At 38.6% G+C, this 19040-nt stretch carries 17 protein-coding genes; 15 read left to right on the forward strand and 2 right to left on the reverse strand.

Annotated elements, in window-relative coordinates; all coding sequences use genetic code 11:
• Positions 1–106 precede the first annotated feature (106 nt).
• The 7 genes from AN392_RS05875 to AN392_RS05905 all read left to right on the forward strand — a co-directional run bounded on the left by AN392_RS05875 (position 107) and on the right by AN392_RS05905 (position 8473).
• Entirely contained in the window at positions 107–1693 is a 1587-nt protein-coding gene (locus tag AN392_RS05875) for an ABC-F family ATPase (RefSeq protein ID WP_082424787.1), read from the forward strand.
• Positions 1694–1846: 153 nt separating this feature from the next.
• The gene (gene purE, locus AN392_RS05880) at positions 1847–2329 is read left to right on the forward strand and encodes a 5-(carboxyamino)imidazole ribonucleotide mutase (protein ID WP_008114610.1); all 483 of its coding nucleotides are present in this window, start codon (positions 1847–1849) and stop codon (positions 2327–2329) included.
• A gap of 2 nt (positions 2330–2331) precedes the next feature.
• Entirely contained in the window at positions 2332–3474 is a 1143-nt protein-coding gene (locus tag AN392_RS05885) for a 5-(carboxyamino)imidazole ribonucleotide synthase (RefSeq protein WP_055012139.1), read from the forward strand.
• A gap of 64 nt (positions 3475–3538) precedes the next feature.
• Positions 3539–3763: a DUF2798 domain-containing protein gene (locus AN392_RS18420; RefSeq protein ID WP_075169227.1), complete on the forward strand. Its 225-nt coding sequence runs from the start codon at positions 3539–3541 to the stop codon at positions 3761–3763.
• 4 nt (positions 3764–3767) lie between these two features.
• The gene (locus AN392_RS05895; RefSeq protein ID WP_055012140.1) at positions 3768–4697 is read left to right on the forward strand and encodes a YeiH family protein; all 930 of its coding nucleotides are present in this window, start codon (positions 3768–3770) and stop codon (positions 4695–4697) included.
• Complete coding sequence (locus AN392_RS05900) at positions 4697–5866, forward strand: endonuclease/exonuclease/phosphatase family protein (RefSeq protein WP_055012141.1); 1170 nt, start codon at positions 4697–4699, stop codon at positions 5864–5866. The genes AN392_RS05895 and AN392_RS05900 overlap by 1 nt, the downstream gene beginning before the upstream one ends.
• 105 nt (positions 5867–5971) lie before the next feature.
• Entirely contained in the window at positions 5972–8473 is a 2502-nt protein-coding gene (locus AN392_RS05905; protein ID WP_055012142.1) for a prolyl oligopeptidase family serine peptidase, read from the forward strand.
• A gap of 42 nt (positions 8474–8515) precedes the next feature.
• On the opposite strand, the gene rrtA is transcribed toward AN392_RS05905, so the two are convergent.
• Positions 8516–9103 (reverse strand): rhombosortase, encoded by a 588-nt coding sequence (gene rrtA, locus AN392_RS05910; RefSeq protein WP_055012143.1) that lies wholly within the window; start codon positions 9101–9103, stop codon positions 8516–8518.
• 95 nt (positions 9104–9198) lie between these two features.
• On the opposite strand from rrtA, the gene ggt reads away from it, so the two are divergent.
• From ggt to AN392_RS05925, 3 genes are all read left to right on the forward strand, one after another.
• Complete coding sequence (gene ggt / locus AN392_RS05915) at positions 9199–10977, forward strand: gamma-glutamyltransferase (protein ID WP_055012144.1); 1779 nt, start codon at positions 9199–9201, stop codon at positions 10975–10977.
• 357 nt (positions 10978–11334) lie between these two features.
• A complete protein-coding gene (locus AN392_RS05920; protein ID WP_055012145.1) occupies positions 11335–13029 on the forward strand; it encodes an NAD-dependent malic enzyme in 1695 nt (564 codons plus the stop codon).
• A gap of 108 nt (positions 13030–13137) precedes the next feature.
• On the forward strand, positions 13138–13848 hold the full coding sequence (locus AN392_RS05925) for an SIMPL domain-containing protein (RefSeq protein ID WP_055012146.1): 711 nt from the start codon (positions 13138–13140) through the stop codon (positions 13846–13848).
• Here the strand turns inward: AN392_RS05925 and AN392_RS05930 are convergent.
• Positions 13845–15206, reverse strand: coding sequence for a DUF2254 domain-containing protein (locus AN392_RS05930; protein WP_055012147.1), 1362 nt, complete (start codon positions 15204–15206; stop codon positions 13845–13847). The two genes, AN392_RS05925 and AN392_RS05930, sit on opposite strands and share 4 nt — an antisense overlap.
• Positions 15207–15328: 122 nt before the next feature.
• On the opposite strand from AN392_RS05930, the gene AN392_RS05935 reads away from it, so the two are divergent.
• The 5 genes from AN392_RS05935 (at position 15329) to AN392_RS05955 (ending at position 19038) form a co-directional block, all read left to right on the forward strand.
• Positions 15329–15697 carry an MAPEG family protein gene (locus tag AN392_RS05935; RefSeq protein WP_054200934.1) on the forward strand — a complete coding sequence of 123 codons (369 nt, stop codon included), beginning with the start codon at positions 15329–15331 and terminating at the stop codon, positions 15695–15697.
• A 6-nt stretch (positions 15698–15703) separates the two neighbouring features.
• On the forward strand, positions 15704–16600 hold the full coding sequence (locus AN392_RS05940) for a transporter substrate-binding domain-containing protein (protein WP_055012148.1): 897 nt from the start codon (positions 15704–15706) through the stop codon (positions 16598–16600).
• Positions 16601–16606: 6 nt separating this feature from the next.
• Positions 16607–17245: a sulfotransferase gene (locus AN392_RS05945; RefSeq protein WP_055012149.1), complete on the forward strand. Its 639-nt coding sequence runs from the start codon at positions 16607–16609 to the stop codon at positions 17243–17245.
• 68 nt (positions 17246–17313) lie between these two features.
• Positions 17314–17886 carry a tRNA-(ms[2]io[6]A)-hydroxylase gene (locus AN392_RS05950; RefSeq protein WP_008114635.1) on the forward strand — a complete coding sequence of 191 codons (573 nt, stop codon included), beginning with the start codon at positions 17314–17316 and terminating at the stop codon, positions 17884–17886.
• A gap of 183 nt (positions 17887–18069) precedes the next feature.
• A complete protein-coding gene (locus AN392_RS05955) occupies positions 18070–19038 on the forward strand; it encodes an ATP-dependent 6-phosphofructokinase (protein ID WP_055012150.1) in 969 nt (322 codons plus the stop codon).
• Positions 19039–19040: the final 2 nt, after the last annotated feature.

Raw genomic sequence — 19040 nt, forward strand, 5'->3', positions numbered from 1 at the left:
TACTGTTTACTTTAGGTTGTGCTTTAAACTTTCATAGAAAAAAACGCTGATTTGGTTTAAACTGCGCGCAATTTAAATACTTCAGTCTCCCTTGGAGGGTAGCGCTATTATTAGTACAGCTAACATCACCATGCAATTTGGTGCTAAACCGTTATTTGAAAATATCTCAGCTAAATTTGGTGAATCAAACCGCTATGGTTTAATTGGTGCCAATGGTTGTGGTAAATCAACGTTTATGAAAATTCTAAGCGGTGAGCTTGAGCCATCATCGGGTAATGTAAGCACAGATCCTAATGAACGTGTTGCTAAACTAAATCAAGATCAATTCGCTTACGAAGAGTACTCAGTGATCGACACTGTAATTATGGGTCACAAAGAGCTTTGGGATATTAAACAAGAGCGTGACCGTATCTATAGCCTACCTGAGATGAGTGAAGAGGACGGCATGAAAGTAGCCGATCTTGAAACTGAGTTTGCTGAAATGGATGGCTATTCTGCTGAGTCAAAAGCGGGTGAGCTATTATTAGGTGTTGGTATAGCGACAGAGCAACATTACGGTCCTATGTCTGAAATCGCACCAGGTTTTAAACTTCGTGTGCTATTAGCTCAAGTGTTGTTTTCAGACCCTGATATCATGTTACTTGATGAGCCTACCAATAACTTGGACATTTACACAATTAAGTGGTTGGAAGATGTTCTAAATCAACGTGACTGTACTATGATCATCATCTCGCATGACCGTCACTTTTTAAACTCGGTATGTACACACATGGCCGATATTGACTACGGTGAATTACGTATTTACCCGGGTAACTACGATGAATATATGTTCGCAGCAACCCAAGCTCGCGAGCGTTTATTAAGTGAAAACGCCAAAAAGAAAAGCCAAATAGCAGAACTACAACAGTTTGTATCGCGCTTTTCTGCTAATGCTTCAAAAGCAAAGCAAGCAACTTCACGTGCAAAACGTATTGATAAAATTCAATTAGACGAAGTGAAAGCCTCGTCACGTCAGTCGCCATTTATCCGTTTTGAACAAGAAAAACAGTTATTCCGTAACGCGCTTGAAATGACCAGCTTATCGCAAGGCTTCGAAGAAACTTTATTCTCAGGTTTAGAAGGCTTAGTTGAAGTAGGTGAACGTATTGCCATTATCGGTGAAAATGGTGTGGGTAAAACAACATTATTAAACACCTTAGCAGGACGCTTAGCACCTAAAAGCGGTGAGTTCAAATGGTCTGAAAATGCTAACATTGGCTATTATGCACAAGATCATGCCGATGAGTTTGAAAAAGACATGAACTTATTTGAGTGGATGGAGCAGTGGCAGCAAGAGGGTGATGACGAGCAAGTTGTTCGTAGTTTCTTGGGTCGTATGTTGTTTTCACAAAACGATATTAAAAAATCTGTAAAAGTTATCTCAGGTGGTGAGCAAGGTCGTATGCTGTTTGGTAAAATCATGATGCATAAACCAAATATCTTATTAATGGATGAACCGACGAACCACATGGATATGGAATCAATTGAAGCGCTTAACTTAGCACTTGAAGCGTATGAAGGTACCTTGATGTTTGTGTCACACGACCGTCAATTTGTATCATCAGTTGCTACCCGTATTTGGGAAATTAAAGACGGTAAAATTATCGACTTTAGAGGAACCTACAGCGAATATTTGGCGAGTAAAGAAGCATAACAGCAAGTATTTCAAGCATTTTAAAAAAGCCATGTTTAACATGGCTTTTTTATTGCCTGCTGGTCGCATTACTACGGCATTTAAGTATATAATACCCGCCATAAAACCGGACATAAGTCCGCTATTTTTAAAATACATTACTGAGGAGTATTTATGACTGTTGGCATTATTATGGGTTCTAAATCAGATTGGCCAACCATGGAACACGCTGCGCTGATGCTAGAAAAATTTGGCATTGCTTATGAAACTAAAGTGGTTTCTGCTCACCGCACTCCTCAATTACTTGCTGATTACGCAAGTTCTGCAAGCGAACGAGGCATTAAAGTAATTATTGCAGGCGCAGGTGGGGCAGCCCACTTACCGGGTATGGCTGCAGCGTTTACATCATTGCCTGTTTTAGGCGTTCCAGTTAAGTCAAAAGCGTTAAATGGTGTTGATTCATTATTGTCTATTTGCCAGATGCCTAAGGGCGTTGCTGTTGGCACATTGGCTATTGGTGAGCCTGGTGCAGCTAATGCCGGTTTATTGGCTGCACAAATATTAGGCTGTCAAAACCCTGAAATTTTCGCCAAAATTGAAGCGTTTCGTAAAGAGCAAACCGACACTATTCTAGCTAACCCAAATCCTGCAGAGTAATAATGACTATATTAATTTTAGGTGCTGGGCAGCTTGCGCGAATGATGAGCCTTGCTGGCGCACCGCTTAATTTAAATGTGGTTGCTTATGATGTTGGCAGCCAACAAATTGTGCACCCGCTAACCAACCAAGTGTATGCAACCACACTTGAGCAAGCTATCAATGATGCAGATGCGATTACCGCTGAGTTTGAACATATCCCCGATGATGTATTAACGCTTTGCTGTAATAGCAATAAGTTTTATCCAGGTAAACAAGCAATAAAAACCGGTGGTGACCGTTCGCTTGAAAAAGCCTTGTTAGATAAAACCGAAGTAGCTTGTGCGCCATACCAACTTATTACTGAAAAAGCGCATCTTGAACAAGCAGTTAAAACATTAGGCAAACCGTTAGTAATAAAAACCTGTCAAGCTGGGTATGACGGCAAAGGCCAGTGGCGTTTAAAATCAGATGATGAGATAAACACTATTTGGGCTGAAATGGCCGACTTTATTGCCTCAGGTACAGAGCAGGCACCGCACACAATTATTGCTGAGAAAATGATCCCGTTTGATCGTGAAGTCTCTATTATTGGCGTGCGCGACAAAGAAGGTAACGTTGCAGTTTACCCACTTACAGAAAATCAACATACAAACGGTGTGTTAACCCTTTCACTAGCCGGTAAAGATAATAGTTTAGTAGAGAGCCAAGCAACCTCGGCGTTTACCCGTATTGCTAATGAGCTTAATTATGTAGGTGTATTGGCCATAGAGTTTTTTGATGTACAGGGCACGTTATTAGTTAACGAAATTGCCCCTCGAGTGCACAACTCAGGGCATTGGACACAGCAAGGTGCTCATTGCTCGCAATTTGAAAACCATATGCGCGCTGTTGCAGGGTTACCTTTGGGTAATACGCAAATTAAGCAACCTACTGCTATGATCAACGTCTTAGGGCAAGAAAAAATCCCAAATGAGGTTTTAAAAACAGCGGATGTAACCAGTCACTGGTATGGTAAAAGTGTTAAGCCAGGTCGTAAAATGGGGCATATTAATGTTTCGGGTGAGAGTTTACAGCAATTAGGTAACCGCCTAGCTGAACTTACATCATGCTTGCCAGAGCAGGATTACCCAGGCGTATTAGCTACTAGCAAATCGCTATTATAAGTTAAAAAATTAAGCGGTAAGTTGAATTCAATTTATCGCTTTACCTTCTAAAGGTTTCTTTTTAATGATCCACCCAAAGTTTCGTACTATTGTGTTCGCTTTTTTTATGGCACTTTTCATGTCAGGCTTTATGTCGTTTGTTATTTCAATTTTTAATGTAGGCATGGTCGAAAATATTGTAGCTATATGGCTTAAAGCCTGGTTATTTGCCTTTTGCATTGCCTTTCCTACAGTTATATTTGTTGCTCCCGTTGTCCATAAACTGACTAATAAACTTATTCGGCCTTAAAATAGTGATTATCACTAAATTGCATAAGCCAACATTTATACTCTCACTCGCACTGTGTATGACTCCTTTTATTGGAGCAGGAAGTGCATTGGTTTTAGGCGCTATATTTGCTATTACCTTAGGCAACCCGTTTGCTGAGTTATCTCAAAAGGCAAGTAAAGTAATGCTCAAGCTTGCTGTTGTAGGCTTAGGCTTTGCTGTTGATTTTAATGAAGTAATTGAAGTAGGGCGCAGCTCATTAGTATTAACAATTGTTAGTATTACTGCCATAATCGGGCTTGGAGAAATTTTAACCCAAGTTTTTAAGCTTAATCGTAATACGGGCGTGTTAATTTCATTTGGTACCGCTATTTGTGGTGGCAGTGCCATAGCCGCTATGGCACCGGTTATAAAAGCTAGAGATCACGAAGTCGCTGTTGCCTTAGGGATTGTATTTTTACTCAATGGCATGGGATTATTGTTGTTTCCCGCAATTGGGCACTATTTTGAGTTAACTCAACAGCAATTTGGTTTGTGGGCCGCATTAACCATTCATGATACTAGCAGCGTAGTGGGGGCATCGGCTACTTATGGTGCTGTGGCACTGAGTATTGCCACTACGGTAAAATTGACCCGTGCGATGTGGATCATTCCTTATACAGCGGTTGCGGGAGTGTTTATGCGCTCCGATGAAAAGGCAAGTATTCCTTTATTTATTGTGGGCTTTTTATTAGCCGCATTAATAAATACTTATATGCCGTCGTTTTCATCTACATGGGAACTTATTAATAGTGCAGCTAAGCAATTATTAGTGGTTACACTGTTTTTAATTGGCAGTGGTTTGTCACTATCGGTTCTTAAGCAAGCAGGTATAAAGCCATTTTTGATGGCAATTACTTTGTGGGTTATAGTCAGCAGCACTATTTTATTATTAATTATAGATGGATTCATATAATGAAACGTAATCTGAGTATTACAGCAATCAGCAGTGTGTTATTTGCTGTTTTTTCTAGCAGCCCTGTATTGGCTGAATCGCTACGCGTAGCAACCTTCAATGTTAGTATGGACGCCACTAATTACACCGCTAAAAATGAACAAGTAAAAAGTGATGCACTGGTAAATGCACTGCGTTCAAACCACCAGCAAATTAAAAATATTGCTGAAATAATCCAGCGCGTCCGCCCAGATGTAGTACTACTCAATGAGTTTGACTACATTCCAAAAGAGCAAGGTATCGAGTATTTTAAAAGCCATTATTTAAATGTAAGGCAAAATAATCAAGCAGCAATTGATTACCCATACGTTTACATTGCCCCCGTTAATACCGGCTTAGCAACTGAGTTTGACTTGGACAATAACGGCAAAAAAACTGGGGTAATGGGTGATGCACAGGGCTTTGGTTTTTTTGAAGGCCATTACGCAATGGCGTTTTTATCTCGCTACCCGATTGATTTTGACAATATCAGAACCCTGCAAACCTTTAAGCACAAAGATTTACCTAATGTACAAATGCCGGTTGACCCAAAAACTAATACCAATTGGTATAACGATGAAGAGTGGAATACTTTACGTTTAAGCTCTAAATCTTTTTGGGATATACCCGTAAAAGTAAACGATAAAGTAGTCCATATGCTAGCGTCGCACCCAACACCACCTGTGTTTGATGGCGAAGAAGACAGAAACGGTATTCGTAACCATGATGAAATTAGGCTTATTGCCGATTACGTTAATAACGAAAGTTACCTTTATGATGATAATGGTAAAAAGGGTGGGCTTGCAGCAAAATCGCGATTTGTGATTTTAGGTGATCTAAATGCCGCACCTGAAGGTGATAAAAAGCGTACTAATACTACTGATCAAATACTTAAAAGCCCATTGATTAACGCCGGTTTTATTCCAACCAGTGAGGGCGCAAAAGAGCAATACCCGCAAGCTTATGCTAAAAACTATACCGCTAATTGGCAAGCACGCGTTGATTACGTTTTGCCTTCAAACTATGGGTTAACCATTAAAGGTGGTGGTGTTTTTTGGCCGAAAAAACAAAGCGAATTATATCGTTTAATTAAAGATAGAAATGCATCAAGCGACCACCGATTAGTCTGGCTTGATTTAACGATTGAATAAACGGGTTACTCACCCCGATATCAGCGTTGTTTATCTTAAATAATTGCAATTATAAAGGTGCTTCTGCTTAAATATGGTTAATTATAATAACCGTCAAGAAGCACTATGATTTTTAAATTCTCATCTTCTAAAACACTTGTTGCAATCGCTGTTGCATCAAGTGTTATGTTAGCGGGTTGTACAGCAACCGCTACAACTTCTACTGACTCATCTATTCAAACAAATACCACCGTTGCTAGTGTTGTTAACACGCCCGCAGATTTGGGCGATTCAAAAATTACCCTTGAACAAGCGATGGCGCACCCTGATTGGATTGGACGCCAACCGCAAAGCGCTTTTTGGAGTGCAGATTCAAGTACCATCATTTACGCGCGTAAGCAGCAAGGTAGTGAGCTAAGAGATTTATTCGCTCAAGCTGTAAACTCACAAACAGCAGAGCAAGTGGCACTAGAAAAATTACACCGTGTTGGTTCAAGTAAAGCTGTTTTTTCAAACGATAAATCACTTCAAGCTTATGTGTTTGAGGGTAATGTATTTATCAAAAACGTAAAGTCAGGCGTAATTAAACAAATTACGCAAAGCTCTGCGACAGAGTCAAAACCGCAGTTTTTAAACGACGGTAACTTAGCGTATCGCCAAGGTAATATCTTTTTTAAAGTGGATTTAACCACAGGTTTAACCCGTGAAATTGCCAACTTAAAACTGGCTGATAAACCACAAGGCGTAAAAGAACCATCAACTTATATCGCCAAAGAGCAACATAAGCTCATTGATTACATTGCACTACAGCATAAAAATAAACAAGACAAGCATGCGCGCAAAGAGCAAGTAAAAGCGAGTAATAGCTCAATTGCTAACACCTATTATTATTTAGGCGATGGCAACACGGTTGATGAAGCCGAGCTTTCTCCAAATGGCGATGCATTAATTGTAGTAGTACAAGAAAAAAGCTCATGGCGTGGTGAAGGCGATATTATGCCTAATTACATCACTGATGATGCGACGATAGAGCCTAAAAAAGTTCGCCGTCGCGTAGCTGATTCTAAAGAGCAAACCTCAGAGCTTGTTTATATTAACCTTGCAGATCAAAGCCAAACCACATTAGGCTTTAATACCTTACCTGGTTTTGATGAAGATGTACTTGCTGAGGTTAAAAAAGAAAACTTCGCCCGTGAAGGTAAAACCTATCAATCTAAAAAACAACCTCGTGGTATAAACGTTATTTCAGATTGGGGTTGGAATCAATCACCCATCAGCTGGAACGATGATGGTAGCCAAGTAGCGATTATGCTTGAAGCATGGGATAACAAAGATCGTTGGTTAGCCACTGTAGATTTTGAAAATAACCAACTTGTCTCTCAACATCGACTACATGACGACGCATGGATTGCTTATGCGTTTAACGACTTTGGTTGGTTAAATGATTCCAATACTTTGTATTACTTATCAGAAGAGTCGGGCTATAGTCAACTTTATAAAAAGCCACTTGATGGTAAAGCCACTGCGCTTACCATGGGTAAATTTGAAGTATCTAATTTAACCCTCGCTGATGACAATAGTGCTATTTACTATAAAGCGAATATTGAGCATCCAGGCCTTTATGAAATATACCGCGTTAACCCACAAACAGGTGATAGCGAGCAAGTAACAGACTTAAACGGCATGACGGATTACACCTTAAGCCCTGATCAGTCTAAGTTATTATTAAAGCACTCTAAAATTACCATGCCGACTGAACTTTATGTGGCTGAGGCTAAAGCAAACACAAGCGCAAATCGTTTAACTAACACGGTATCTGACGCGTTTTTAGCTAAAAAACTAACGGCACCTAAAATTGTTGCTGTACCTTCAAGCCATACAGAACAGCCAATATACGCCAAAGTTTATTACCCAGCGGATTACCAAGAAGGTGAAACAGGTAAAAACCGTAAAGCGGTTATTTTTAACCATGGTGCCGGTTACCTGCAAAATTCACACATGGGTTGGTCTGGTTACTTTCGCGAATTTATGTTCCATTCATTACTTGCCGATGAAGGTTACGTAGTGATGGATATGGATTACCGAGCATCAAAGGGGTATGGCCGAGATTGGCGTACTGCTATTTACCGCCAAATGGGAACACCTGAAACACAAGATTTAGCAGATGGCGTAAAATGGATGGCTAAAAATGCCAACGTTGATACTCAAGCGGTTGGTACTTACGGTGGTTCATACGGCGGATTTATGACCTTTATGGCGTTATTTACCGCGCCAGATTTGTTTCAATCAGGTGCTGCGCTTCGCCCTGTGACTGATTGGGCACATTATAATACAGGCTATACTGCTAACATTTTGAATCACCCAGATGTAGACCCAATTGCTTATGAGCGTAGTTCACCTATTTACTATGCAGAAGGACTTAAAAAGCATTTATTAATAAATGCGCCAATGGTTGATGATAATGTGTTTTTTCAAGATTCAGTGCGTTTAGTACAGCGTTTAATCGAGCTTGAGAAAGAAAACTTTGAAACAGCAATCTTTCCAGTAGAGCCGCATGGTTTTGTGCAGCCTTCGAGCTGGTTAGATGAATACCGTCGAATTTATAAGCTGTTTAAAGAAACACTATAAATAGCGGTAAGTTAATAAAAAACGCCACAATGTGGCGTTTTTTTATTCTTTATTTTTGCTGATGAATTTAATAATTAAAGGAACGCCCAACAATGCGCCGCCAATCGCGCCAATTAAATGTGCATCAACAGCCACCGTTGAGTTGATCAATGCGCCAATATCAGCACTAGGGCCATTTATTTGTTCAGCGATTAGCTTTACCCACACACCAATAAACAACACATAACCCGATTTAAGTCCAACAGTGATATCTTTTATGGCTCCCCAAATGATCACGCCATGCAAAACTGCACTAAGCCCTGTGTAAATTGTAATTGCGGGACAAAACCAAAAAACACCTAAGCCACACCAAATTGCCAATGTGGCAATATTAAAACTATATCTTCTTAGGGATGTGTACTCACCATGCAATAACCAAATAAGCACTATACCAGCGCAATTCAGCCCTAAGTGCGCCCAATTGGCATGTACAAATTGGCTGGTAAACAAACGCCACAGTTGGCCTTGTTCAATCAGTTGACGATTAAATTCAAGTTCGTTGTTTATACCCAGCCATGCTAAGAAAGTACTTAATACAATTAAACATAAGGGAGGGAAAACATAGCGCGGCTGAAGAGGTAAATTAAGCATTTAGCGATCATTTTTATATTTATTTTTGCATATTGTGCCTGTTTAACTTTAAGATGCCAATTATCTTCCATGCAATTTAAGTTTATTAAGTGATTATGAATTTTAAGCTCAACTGTTTATTCGCACTGACTCTAAGTGCCTTGTCTTTTCCTTTGTTTGCACAAAACGCTAGCACAATTGAAACACGTGAACCTGAAGCGGCCACAGGTGTTGTACATAAGCAATTAGTGGCTGGCGATAAGTACATGGTAGCCGCCGCTAATCCGTATGCTTCACAAGCAGGTAAAGCCATTTTAGCGCAAGGCGGCAGTGCGGTTGATGCCGCTATTGCCACCCAATTAGTACTTACATTAGTTGAGCCGCAATCATCAGGTATTGGCGGTGGTACGTTTATGATGTATTACAATAAAGCTAATAATAAACTCACCAGCTTTGATGGCCGTGAAACCGCGCCGAGTAATGCCGATGAAAACCTGTTTTTAAATAAACACGGCAACGCAGTCAAATGGATTGAAGCGGTTGTAGGTGGACGCTCTGTAGGCGTACCCGGTATTTTACATGCATTTGCCAGCGCCCATAAACAGTACGGTTCCTTACCTTGGGCTAGCTTATTTAAACCTGCAATTAAACTTGCTGAGCAAGGATTTGAAGTATCGCCTCGGTTACATGGTTTACTGGTTAGACAATTAAACCCAGGCGTAATGAGTATGCCGGTGATTAATGAGTATTTTTTTCCAAATGGCAAAGTAATTGAAGTCGGCAGTATTAAAAAAAATCAGCCATTAGCTAATTTATATAAAGACATTGCTTCAAAAGGGATAGATGCCTTTTACAAAGGCGATAATGCCAAAGCTATGGTAAAAGCAGTACAACAGTCAAAAATTGCGCCTGGTAAATTATCTGAGCAAGATCTTGCTAATTACAGCAGTAAAGAGCGTGCACCCGTTTGTATAAAATACCGAGTTTATAATGTTTGCTCTATGGCGCCGCCTAGTAGTGGCGGTATCTCAGTACTACAAATTTTAGGCTTGCTTGAACACAAAAACATGGCAAATATTAAAGCCAATAGCGCCGAGGCAATTCATTACTTTAGCCAAGCGTCACGTATTGCGTTTGCCGATCGTAATAAATACATTGGCGATCCTGACTTTACCCAAGTACCTACTCAAGAATTATTAAATAAAGACTATATTGCCACCCGCGCGAAATTAATTACTGAAAAAGATCAAAAAGCATTGCCAGGTAACCCTGTTGATTACTTAAGCTATGCAAACGATGATTCTTTTGAGCTGCCCTCTACCTCGCATGTATCAATTGTGGATAGCAAAGGAAACGCTGTTTCAATGACCAGCTCTATTGAAATGGCGTTTGGCTCAACAGTGATGGTAAATGGTTATATTTTAAATAATCAGTTGACTGATTTTTCACTTTCGCCACGTAAAAATGGCAAATTAGTGGCCAATAGGGTCGAAGCGCATAAACGCCCGCGTAGCTCAATGTCACCGGTGATGGTATTTAACCAAGATGGCAGCTTACGTTTAGTGGTGGGCTCTCCTGGTGGGAGTCGTATTATTGATTATGTAGCGCAAGTGGTTATTGGTGTTCTAGATTGGGATTTAAACGCCCAACAAGCCATTAATCTACCGCGTACTACTAATCGTAATGATTATACTAGCCTTGAGAAAGGTACTGAGCTTGAAGCGCTTGTACCGGAGCTTGAAGAGCGCGGCCATGATGTACGTGTTATTGACCTAAACTCAGGCTTGCATGCGGTAGAGGTAAAAAACAACCGTTTGTATGGCGCTGCCGATCCGCGCAGAGAAGGGATGGCGTTATCTGATTTAAGTAATAATAAAGCCTCATTTAAATTTTAAACCATGTATAATAAACAGCAGGTTTGCTGCCTGCTGTTTTAAATGTAACAGATTAATAGTTAATAACTATTTGGTTGAAAATAGCATGTTAACTAACGTAAAAAAATTAGCAAACCTAAACATAATTGGCACTGTTGTAACCATTAAACAAAGCACGCACATTATTTAATGCGCGTTTAACGTTTTAAACCCACATCAGGCAGCTAACATATTCACCAAATATGAGTGGCTTTATACTAAAGTAGCGCTTGTATTTGTACATTTTCAATGGTCTGACAAGCTTAAATGTCATTGCAATTTAGCCTTTAACAATGATAATGGCAGATCATTATTTAAGATTCAGTAAAGCTTGGAAATATGACTACAAATACCGATCCAAATTATCTTTATATTCCTTATTCTGGCCCAGGCCTAATTGAAACCCCATTATTGAATAAAGGAAGTGCATTTAGCCAAAAAGAGCGTGAAAACTTTAATCTTGCTGGTTTACTTCCACCTCGTTACGAAACAATAGAAGAGCAAGTTGAGCGTTGTTACCAACAGTACTCAAGTTTTAATGACAACTTAAATAAGCACATTTATTTACGTGCCATTCAAGACAATAACGAAACGCTTTACTACCGTTTGGTACGTGATCATATTGAAGAAATGATGCCTATTATTTACACCCCAACGGTGGGTGATGCCTGTGAGAAGTTTTCTGATATTTATCGCAGTGCACGTGGTTTGTTTATTTCTTATGAAGATCGCTTTCAAATTGACGATATTTTACGTAATGCCACTAAAGGTAAAGTTAAAGTTATCGTGGTTACCGATGGCGAACGTATTTTAGGCTTGGGCGACCAAGGTATTGGCGGTATGGGTATCCCAATCGGTAAGCTTTCTTTGTACACCGCCTGTGGTGGTATTAGCCCAGCGTACACATTACCGGTTATGCTTGATGTAGGTACCAATAACGAAAAACTATTAAACGACCCAATGTACATGGGTGCTCGACATAAGCGTATTGCGCAAGATGAGTACGATGAGTTTTTAGATTTATTCATTAAAGCGGTTAAGCGTCGTTGGCCAAGCGTGTTACTGCAATTTGAAGACTTTGCACAACCAAATGCTATGCCATTATTAAAGCGTTACCGTAATGAAATTTGTAGCTTTAATGATGACATTCAAGGTACTGCATCGGTTACTGTGGGGTCTTTATTAGCAGCTTGTCGTGTTAAAGGCGCTAAACTATCGACTCAAAAAGTTGTGTTTGTAGGCGCAGGATCTGCAGGCTGTGGTATTGCTGAACAAATTGTTAGCACTATGGTGGCCGAAGGTATCAGTGAAGCACAAGCTCGCAGCCAAGTATTTATGGTTGACCGTTTTGGTTTATTAACTGATGGCATGGAAGGCTTACGCGACTTCCAACAAATGTTAGCGCAACCAACGAGCTGCCTAGCCGATTGGACTTACAGCGGCGAATACGCGTCATTATTAGATGTAATGCACTGTGCAGAACCAGATATTTTAATTGGTGTATCAGGTCAACCGGGCTTATTCACTGAGCAAGTTATTCGCGCTATGCACGTAAACTGTGAAGCACCTATTATTTTCCCGTTAAGTAATCCATCTAAACAAGTAGAAGCTTACCCAGAAGATGTTATTAAATGGACTGATGGTAAAGCGATTGTAGCTACAGGTAGCCCATTTGAGCCTGTTGTTTATAACGGCGTTACTTACCCAATTCCTCAATGTAATAACAGCTACATTTTCCCAGGTATTGGCTTAGGTGTAATTGCTGCTAAAGCAACGCGTATTACCGATGCGATGCTAATAATGTCGAGTGAAATGTTGGCAGAGTCATCACCATTAGCTAATACGGGCAAAGGTAGCTTATTACCTGCGCTAACAGAAATTGAAACACTAAGTAAACGTATTGCATTTGCAGTCGCTAAAAAAGCAATTGAAGAGGGCGTTGCTCTTGAAATTTCAGATGATGCTCTGTGGGCAGCCATCGACAGAAACTACTGGTTACCGAAGTATCGTAACTACAAGCGTTGCAGCATTTAATGCTTCATTACTAAAAAAACAGGCTTTTGCCTGTTTTTTTATGCTTGTTCATCTGCAATTAACCACATAAGGTGTTAACTAAGGCAATCAATTTAAAAGGATAGACCTATGAAAACACTTTCGATTTTAACGGCTGCTTTGCTAAGCACGTCAGCCTATGCAACTAATGCCCCTGAAGAGCCTCATATCTATGTAAAAGGTGAAGCATCGGTAACGACTATGCCAGATCATGTTTTATTAACAGTGGGTATTACGGAAATAGATAAAAACTTAATTGCCGCAAAAAAACAAACTGATACTACGATGGCCAGTGCAATTAGTTTAGTAAAAAAACTAGGCGTAGCTGATGCAGATATTAATGCTGGTCAAATCTCAATCTATCGTGATAATCAATATAACCGCGAAACAGGTAAGCAAGAGTTTACCGGGTTTAAAGTATCCAGAACGCTTACAATTAAACTCTCTGCGATTAATAAATACCCTGAGCTTTTACAAAGTTTAGTTAATAACGGTATTAATGAAATTAGACAGACGCAGTTTTTAGCGAGCAACTATGATGAGCTGCACAAAAAAGCACAAAAATTAGCTATTAAACAAGCTAAAGCAGCGGCAAAAGAGTTAACTGATGATTTTGATGTTGAATTGAAAAGCTTATATAGTGCGTCTTTAAGTCCGCTTGATATGCCATCAGTACCTTACATGCGCAGTGAAAAAGTAATGATGGCTGATGGTGCACCGAGTAACTATGTACCCGATGCATATCATGCTGGTGAAATTACAATAAGCGCATCAAGTTACGCAATTTATTATATTGATTAAGCTCTTATAGGTGGGTGGCGCTCAAATCGTGCCACCAACTGCTTTCCTTGTGACTCACTAATACGCACAATGGCATACAGCATATTACTAATCTCTTGACGATCGTATTCGTTAACTATGTGCTGATTAATATCATCAACAATAGCATTTAAATAATTAAACACACTGTTTCGTGCATCCACATTCTCATTAGCAATAAATAAAATATTTTTAAATGCTTCAATAACGTTAGTCATTACATAGGCATCGGCTTTTGCATAATTGCGTAAAGGGGTGAAGTTATCATGAAGTAGTTCATCAAAACTGGTTTCATGAAAGTACAACAATGGTTGCTCATCTTTTTCATAGCATGAATAATTTATTGCATTAATCTTTAGTCGTTCTATTAATAATATACTCAACATATCAATAGATTTAACGGCAGTACCCGGATCGTTTATTCCTGGGCTCATAGCTTTTACGGCAATTTCTGATATTTGAGTTAACCCATAGCGGTAATGGTCGCTAATGTATTCTTCTATATAAAAAATAAAGCAGTCTAAAATTTTCTCAATCAACTCTTCGTTCTCAGATATGTCCTTATTACACTTTAAAAACGGGTAACCTTTAACTGTAAAATAACCTTGCTTAACCGTAATAAACAGCTCAATATTTTCATCTGCTAGTAGGGCACATAATTTATTAGAATGAACCCCTTTGTAGTAACCCTCGGTTGTACTGTTTATTGAATGCCAGCTTGAAAACTCGGGAAAGTTATCAACGGGGTTTTCGTCTTGCATCTTGATAATGTCTTGAATTTCTTTTTTTGTTTGCCTAAACAAGCCATTTAATACGTTATCTACTTGTATTGCTTTTGAAATAGAATGAATAAAAAATACAAATAACCCTAAAGATATTAACCCAAAAACAAGCGCAAACAACACGCCAAGAGCTGGAATAGCGGTATTACCATTATCGAGTTTGTTGATATTTATCAGCATTATTATTGAATAAATAATACTACCCAAATAAAAACCTAAAACCATTTGGTGTGATTTACGGGTAATGAGCCCAGGAACAACTCGAGGTGATAAGCTAGCACTGGCTGAATTTAATACCACCATCACCATAGAAAAGCTAAATACGGTTAACGAAATAATGCTGCCAGCGAGGGTGCTTAAAATGGTACGTGCGTTTTCTGCGCTATCAACTAATATAAATGAAATTAGTGATTTAAGTTTCTCAATCGGGGCTAAGTACTCGACTGACATTGTCAGCACAGCAAAAAATAAAAAAGCAACAGATAATAAAGAGGGATAAAACCCAATACTGTTAATTATTTCGCGATAGCTATTGGTTATTTTTGTTCTTAAATACATATTATCCTTACTTATTACGATACCAATCTATAAATCACTCTAGCATATTTGATACTAAAGTAAGTGATTTTACAGCTTAAGTTATGTGTTATTATTGCTTAAAAATTTAATGGAAAAATACTGTGATTATATCGAGTTATGCGGCTTTACTGGCACTATATTATATTTACCTGAGTATTAATGTTGTAAAAATACGCAAGGCTGAAGGCATTTCACTTGGTAATGGGAGTCATCCTGAGCTTGAACGTGCAACTCGAGCTCATGGGAATTTCATTGAGTATGTACCAATTAGCCTAATTTTACTGTTCTTATTAGAGTATCAAGGCTTAGCAAGTCATTATATGCATGCACTTGGCGGTTTGCTATTTATAAGCCGTGCACTTCATGGCTCAGCTATTAGAACTAACAATTTGAAAGCACGTGTATTAAGTATGATGATGACATTTGCTATTCTTTTTGTAAGTTCCTTAATTTTATTGTTAAGTAGATAAATAAAGATGCGATTCGCTATTGTTTTTATAAGCTTATGTTTTGCCACTTCGTTGGCGTCATTTGTAGGGGCAATAGAAAATGACAATAGCAATCAAAGTATTGATGGTTTAAATTATGTTTATCCTAAAACGATGCGAGTTGGTGAAGATGAAATTCTTTATCCGTTAGTTTTATTGAGAACGGCCTTACAATACAGCGGCGCAAAATATACATTAAAAGCATCGAGTATTTCTATGCCTCAAAGCCGCTCATTAAAACAAATTATACATAATGATGAAGTCAACGTTGCATGGACCATGACTTCACAGCAGCGAGAAAAAGAGCTATTGCCCGTAAGAGTGCCTATTTTTAAAGGTTTATACGGGTGGCGTTTACTTGTCACTACACAGAATAAACAAAAAAAATTATCAAGCTTAAAAAAAATTGATGACTTTAAAGGTATCCACTTTATTCAAGGTCACGACTGGCCAGATACTCAAGTTTTATTAGATAGTGGATTAACGGTATCAACATCAATTGAATACAGCTCATTATTTAATATGTTAATAAAAGGCAGAGGAGATGTATTTCCTCGATCGTTGCTTGAGGTTGAAACGGAGCTAAATACCTTTAAAGGTGATGCAAAACTTACAACTCTTCCTCAGTTAATACTGCAATACCCAAGTGCAATTTACTTCTTTTTTAGTAAAGATACGCCCGAGTTGGCCTATGCAGTTGAAAATGGCTTAGCGGTCATGCGTAAAAATGGCGAGTTTGACCGCTTATTTAATGCGTATCATCGCAGTGCCATTGAGCACGCAGATATCAAAAATAAGATTATTATTAGATTAGAAAACAAAAACTTACCCTTACTAACACCACTTGATAATACTTCACTTTGGTTTTCAGAAAAAGACATGTAAAACCCCATGAAACAAAAAATATTTATTATTGGCTTACCACGAACCGGTACCACCAGTGTATGCAATACATTTTTACATTTGGGTATACCAACTGCTCATACTGCATACACTACCGCCTGTTTTGATAATGCGGTCGCAATTGCAGACACCCCCATATTTAACGATTTTAAAGTATTAGATAAATACTATCCTGACGCAAAATTTATATATTTAGAGCGAGAGCTTACTGCATGGATACCATCAATAAGACAGCTTTTACAACGAATGCACACTAATTTAACCCGTGCAGATGGTGGCTTTAACATTCATTTAAAGCGCTGTTATTTAAATACATTTAAAGACTTTTCACTAGAGAATATAAATAACGATCAGTATTTAACTGATTGTTATAACGTACACATTAATAATGCTAAGGCTTATTTTAGTAATCGAGAACATGATTTTTTATCAATAGATATAGCCAACCCTAACAGTTTTAGTCAGCTTTGTGATTTTTTAAATATTACCTCTGAGTTAAATGGCTTTGAAAAAATGAATATGAGGGGTAAGGTCACCGCGTGGAATGATATAAAACATCCATTAAAAATTGAGTCGACAGCGAAAGGGCGGATAGATAAATTTTTACCTTATGAGAGACAAATTTAAACCGCGAGCAAAGATTTTTATTTTTAAATACGCTAAAATCCACGCATTATTTTATAAGTTGTATCCATATGTTTGAATTAAAATACCACACGCCATTTGAATGGACCGAAGTTGTTTTAGCCGACTTTGAAACTTTTTTACAAGACCACGCTGCTGCTGAAAAAAAAGCATCGGGCATGGCTATGTCTATGCTTTCACATTACCCTGATAAGCGTAAATTAGTTAAAGCCATGACTGACTTAGCCTTAGAAGAGTTAATTCATTTCAAGCAAGTGCTGAAATTACTCATTGAGCGTGATACTAATTTAGGTGACGATAAAAAAGACCCTTACATTAAACAAATTCGCGCACACTTTAGACATGGACGCGATGGATTTTTAATGGATAGGCTACTCGTTGGCGGTGTAATTGAGGCGAGGGGACACGAACGTTTTTCTTTAGTTGCCGAAGCCTTACCAGAAGGAAAAGAAAAAGATTTTTATGTTGCGATAGCCAAGTCTGAAGAAAAACATAAAAACCTATTTGTTGAACTTGCTTACGAATACTTTGATAAACAAGAAGTTGATGATCGTTTAGAAGAGTTATTAATAATAGAAGCTGAAATTTGTAAAAATATACCATTTACTGCTGCTCTACATTAATACCTAACCACGGCATGTTGACATCAAGTTAGCATGCCAATATAAATACTTCCCTCTATTGTTATGAAAAATATTGTTTAATAACGCATAACTAGATCAACTTAACTGCACTTAGTTAACACTGCCTAACAATAAACAGCTATTATCATTTTAATGTATAGTTTGCTTTAAGGACGTGAACCGATGCAACCAATTAATCATATTGCCGTGCTTACCTCTGGAGGTGATGCTCCAGGGATGAACACCGCTTTATTTGCCATCGTAAAAACCGCTCAACAACAAGGCATAAAAGTGTCAGGAGTTCGAAAAGGATATGAGGGTTTAATTGATAATGATTTAGTGACACTTGATTGCAAAAACCTGCAACAAAGTATGCACTTGGGCGGTACCGTTTTAAAAACCGCACGTAGTGAAAGGTTTAGAACTGAGACAGGCAGACAGCAAGCTTTAGCTACAATTGAACATAATAATATTGATGCATTAATTGTCATAGGTGGCGATGGCTCTTTTAGAGGCTGTTTATGGTTATCACACATAACCAATATCCCTTATATTGGCATTCCCGGCACCATAGATAACGATATTGCAGGCACAGACTACACTTTAGGATTTGATACAGCAGTAAACACATCAATGCAATGTATTGATAATATTAGAGATACAGCAGAATCTCATAATAGGGTGTTTGTTATTGAAGTTATGGGGCGTGATTCCGGATATATTGGCACTTATGCCGGTTTAACCTCTGGTGCCGATTCAGTATTGATCCCTGAAAATGATAAAGATATCGATGATTTATTGCTAAAGATTAGCGATTATCATAGCGAACACGCATTTATCGTGGTGGTATCTGAGGGCGATGAAAATGGTGTTGAATATGTATGTGAAAACATAACTGCCGTAAATCCAAGTATAGATTTACGTGTAACCAAGCTAGGGCACTTACAGCGCGGCGGAAACCCATCGGCTGCGGATCGTATGTTAGCAATAAGATTAGGCGTACACAGCGTTAAGGCTTTATGTGCTGGAGAAAGCGCTAAAATGGTGGGTATTTTAAATAACAAAGTTTCAAATACTCCTATGCAAGATGTTGTAAAACAACATGTTATAAATGAAGAGCTGCAAGGGCTGTTATCTGTATTTTGCCGCTAACG

Origin of the sequence: Pseudoalteromonas sp. P1-16-1b, from assembly GCF_001401785.1 — a bacterium.
Taxonomy (GTDB): Bacteria; Pseudomonadota; Gammaproteobacteria; order Enterobacterales; family Alteromonadaceae; genus Pseudoalteromonas; species Pseudoalteromonas undina.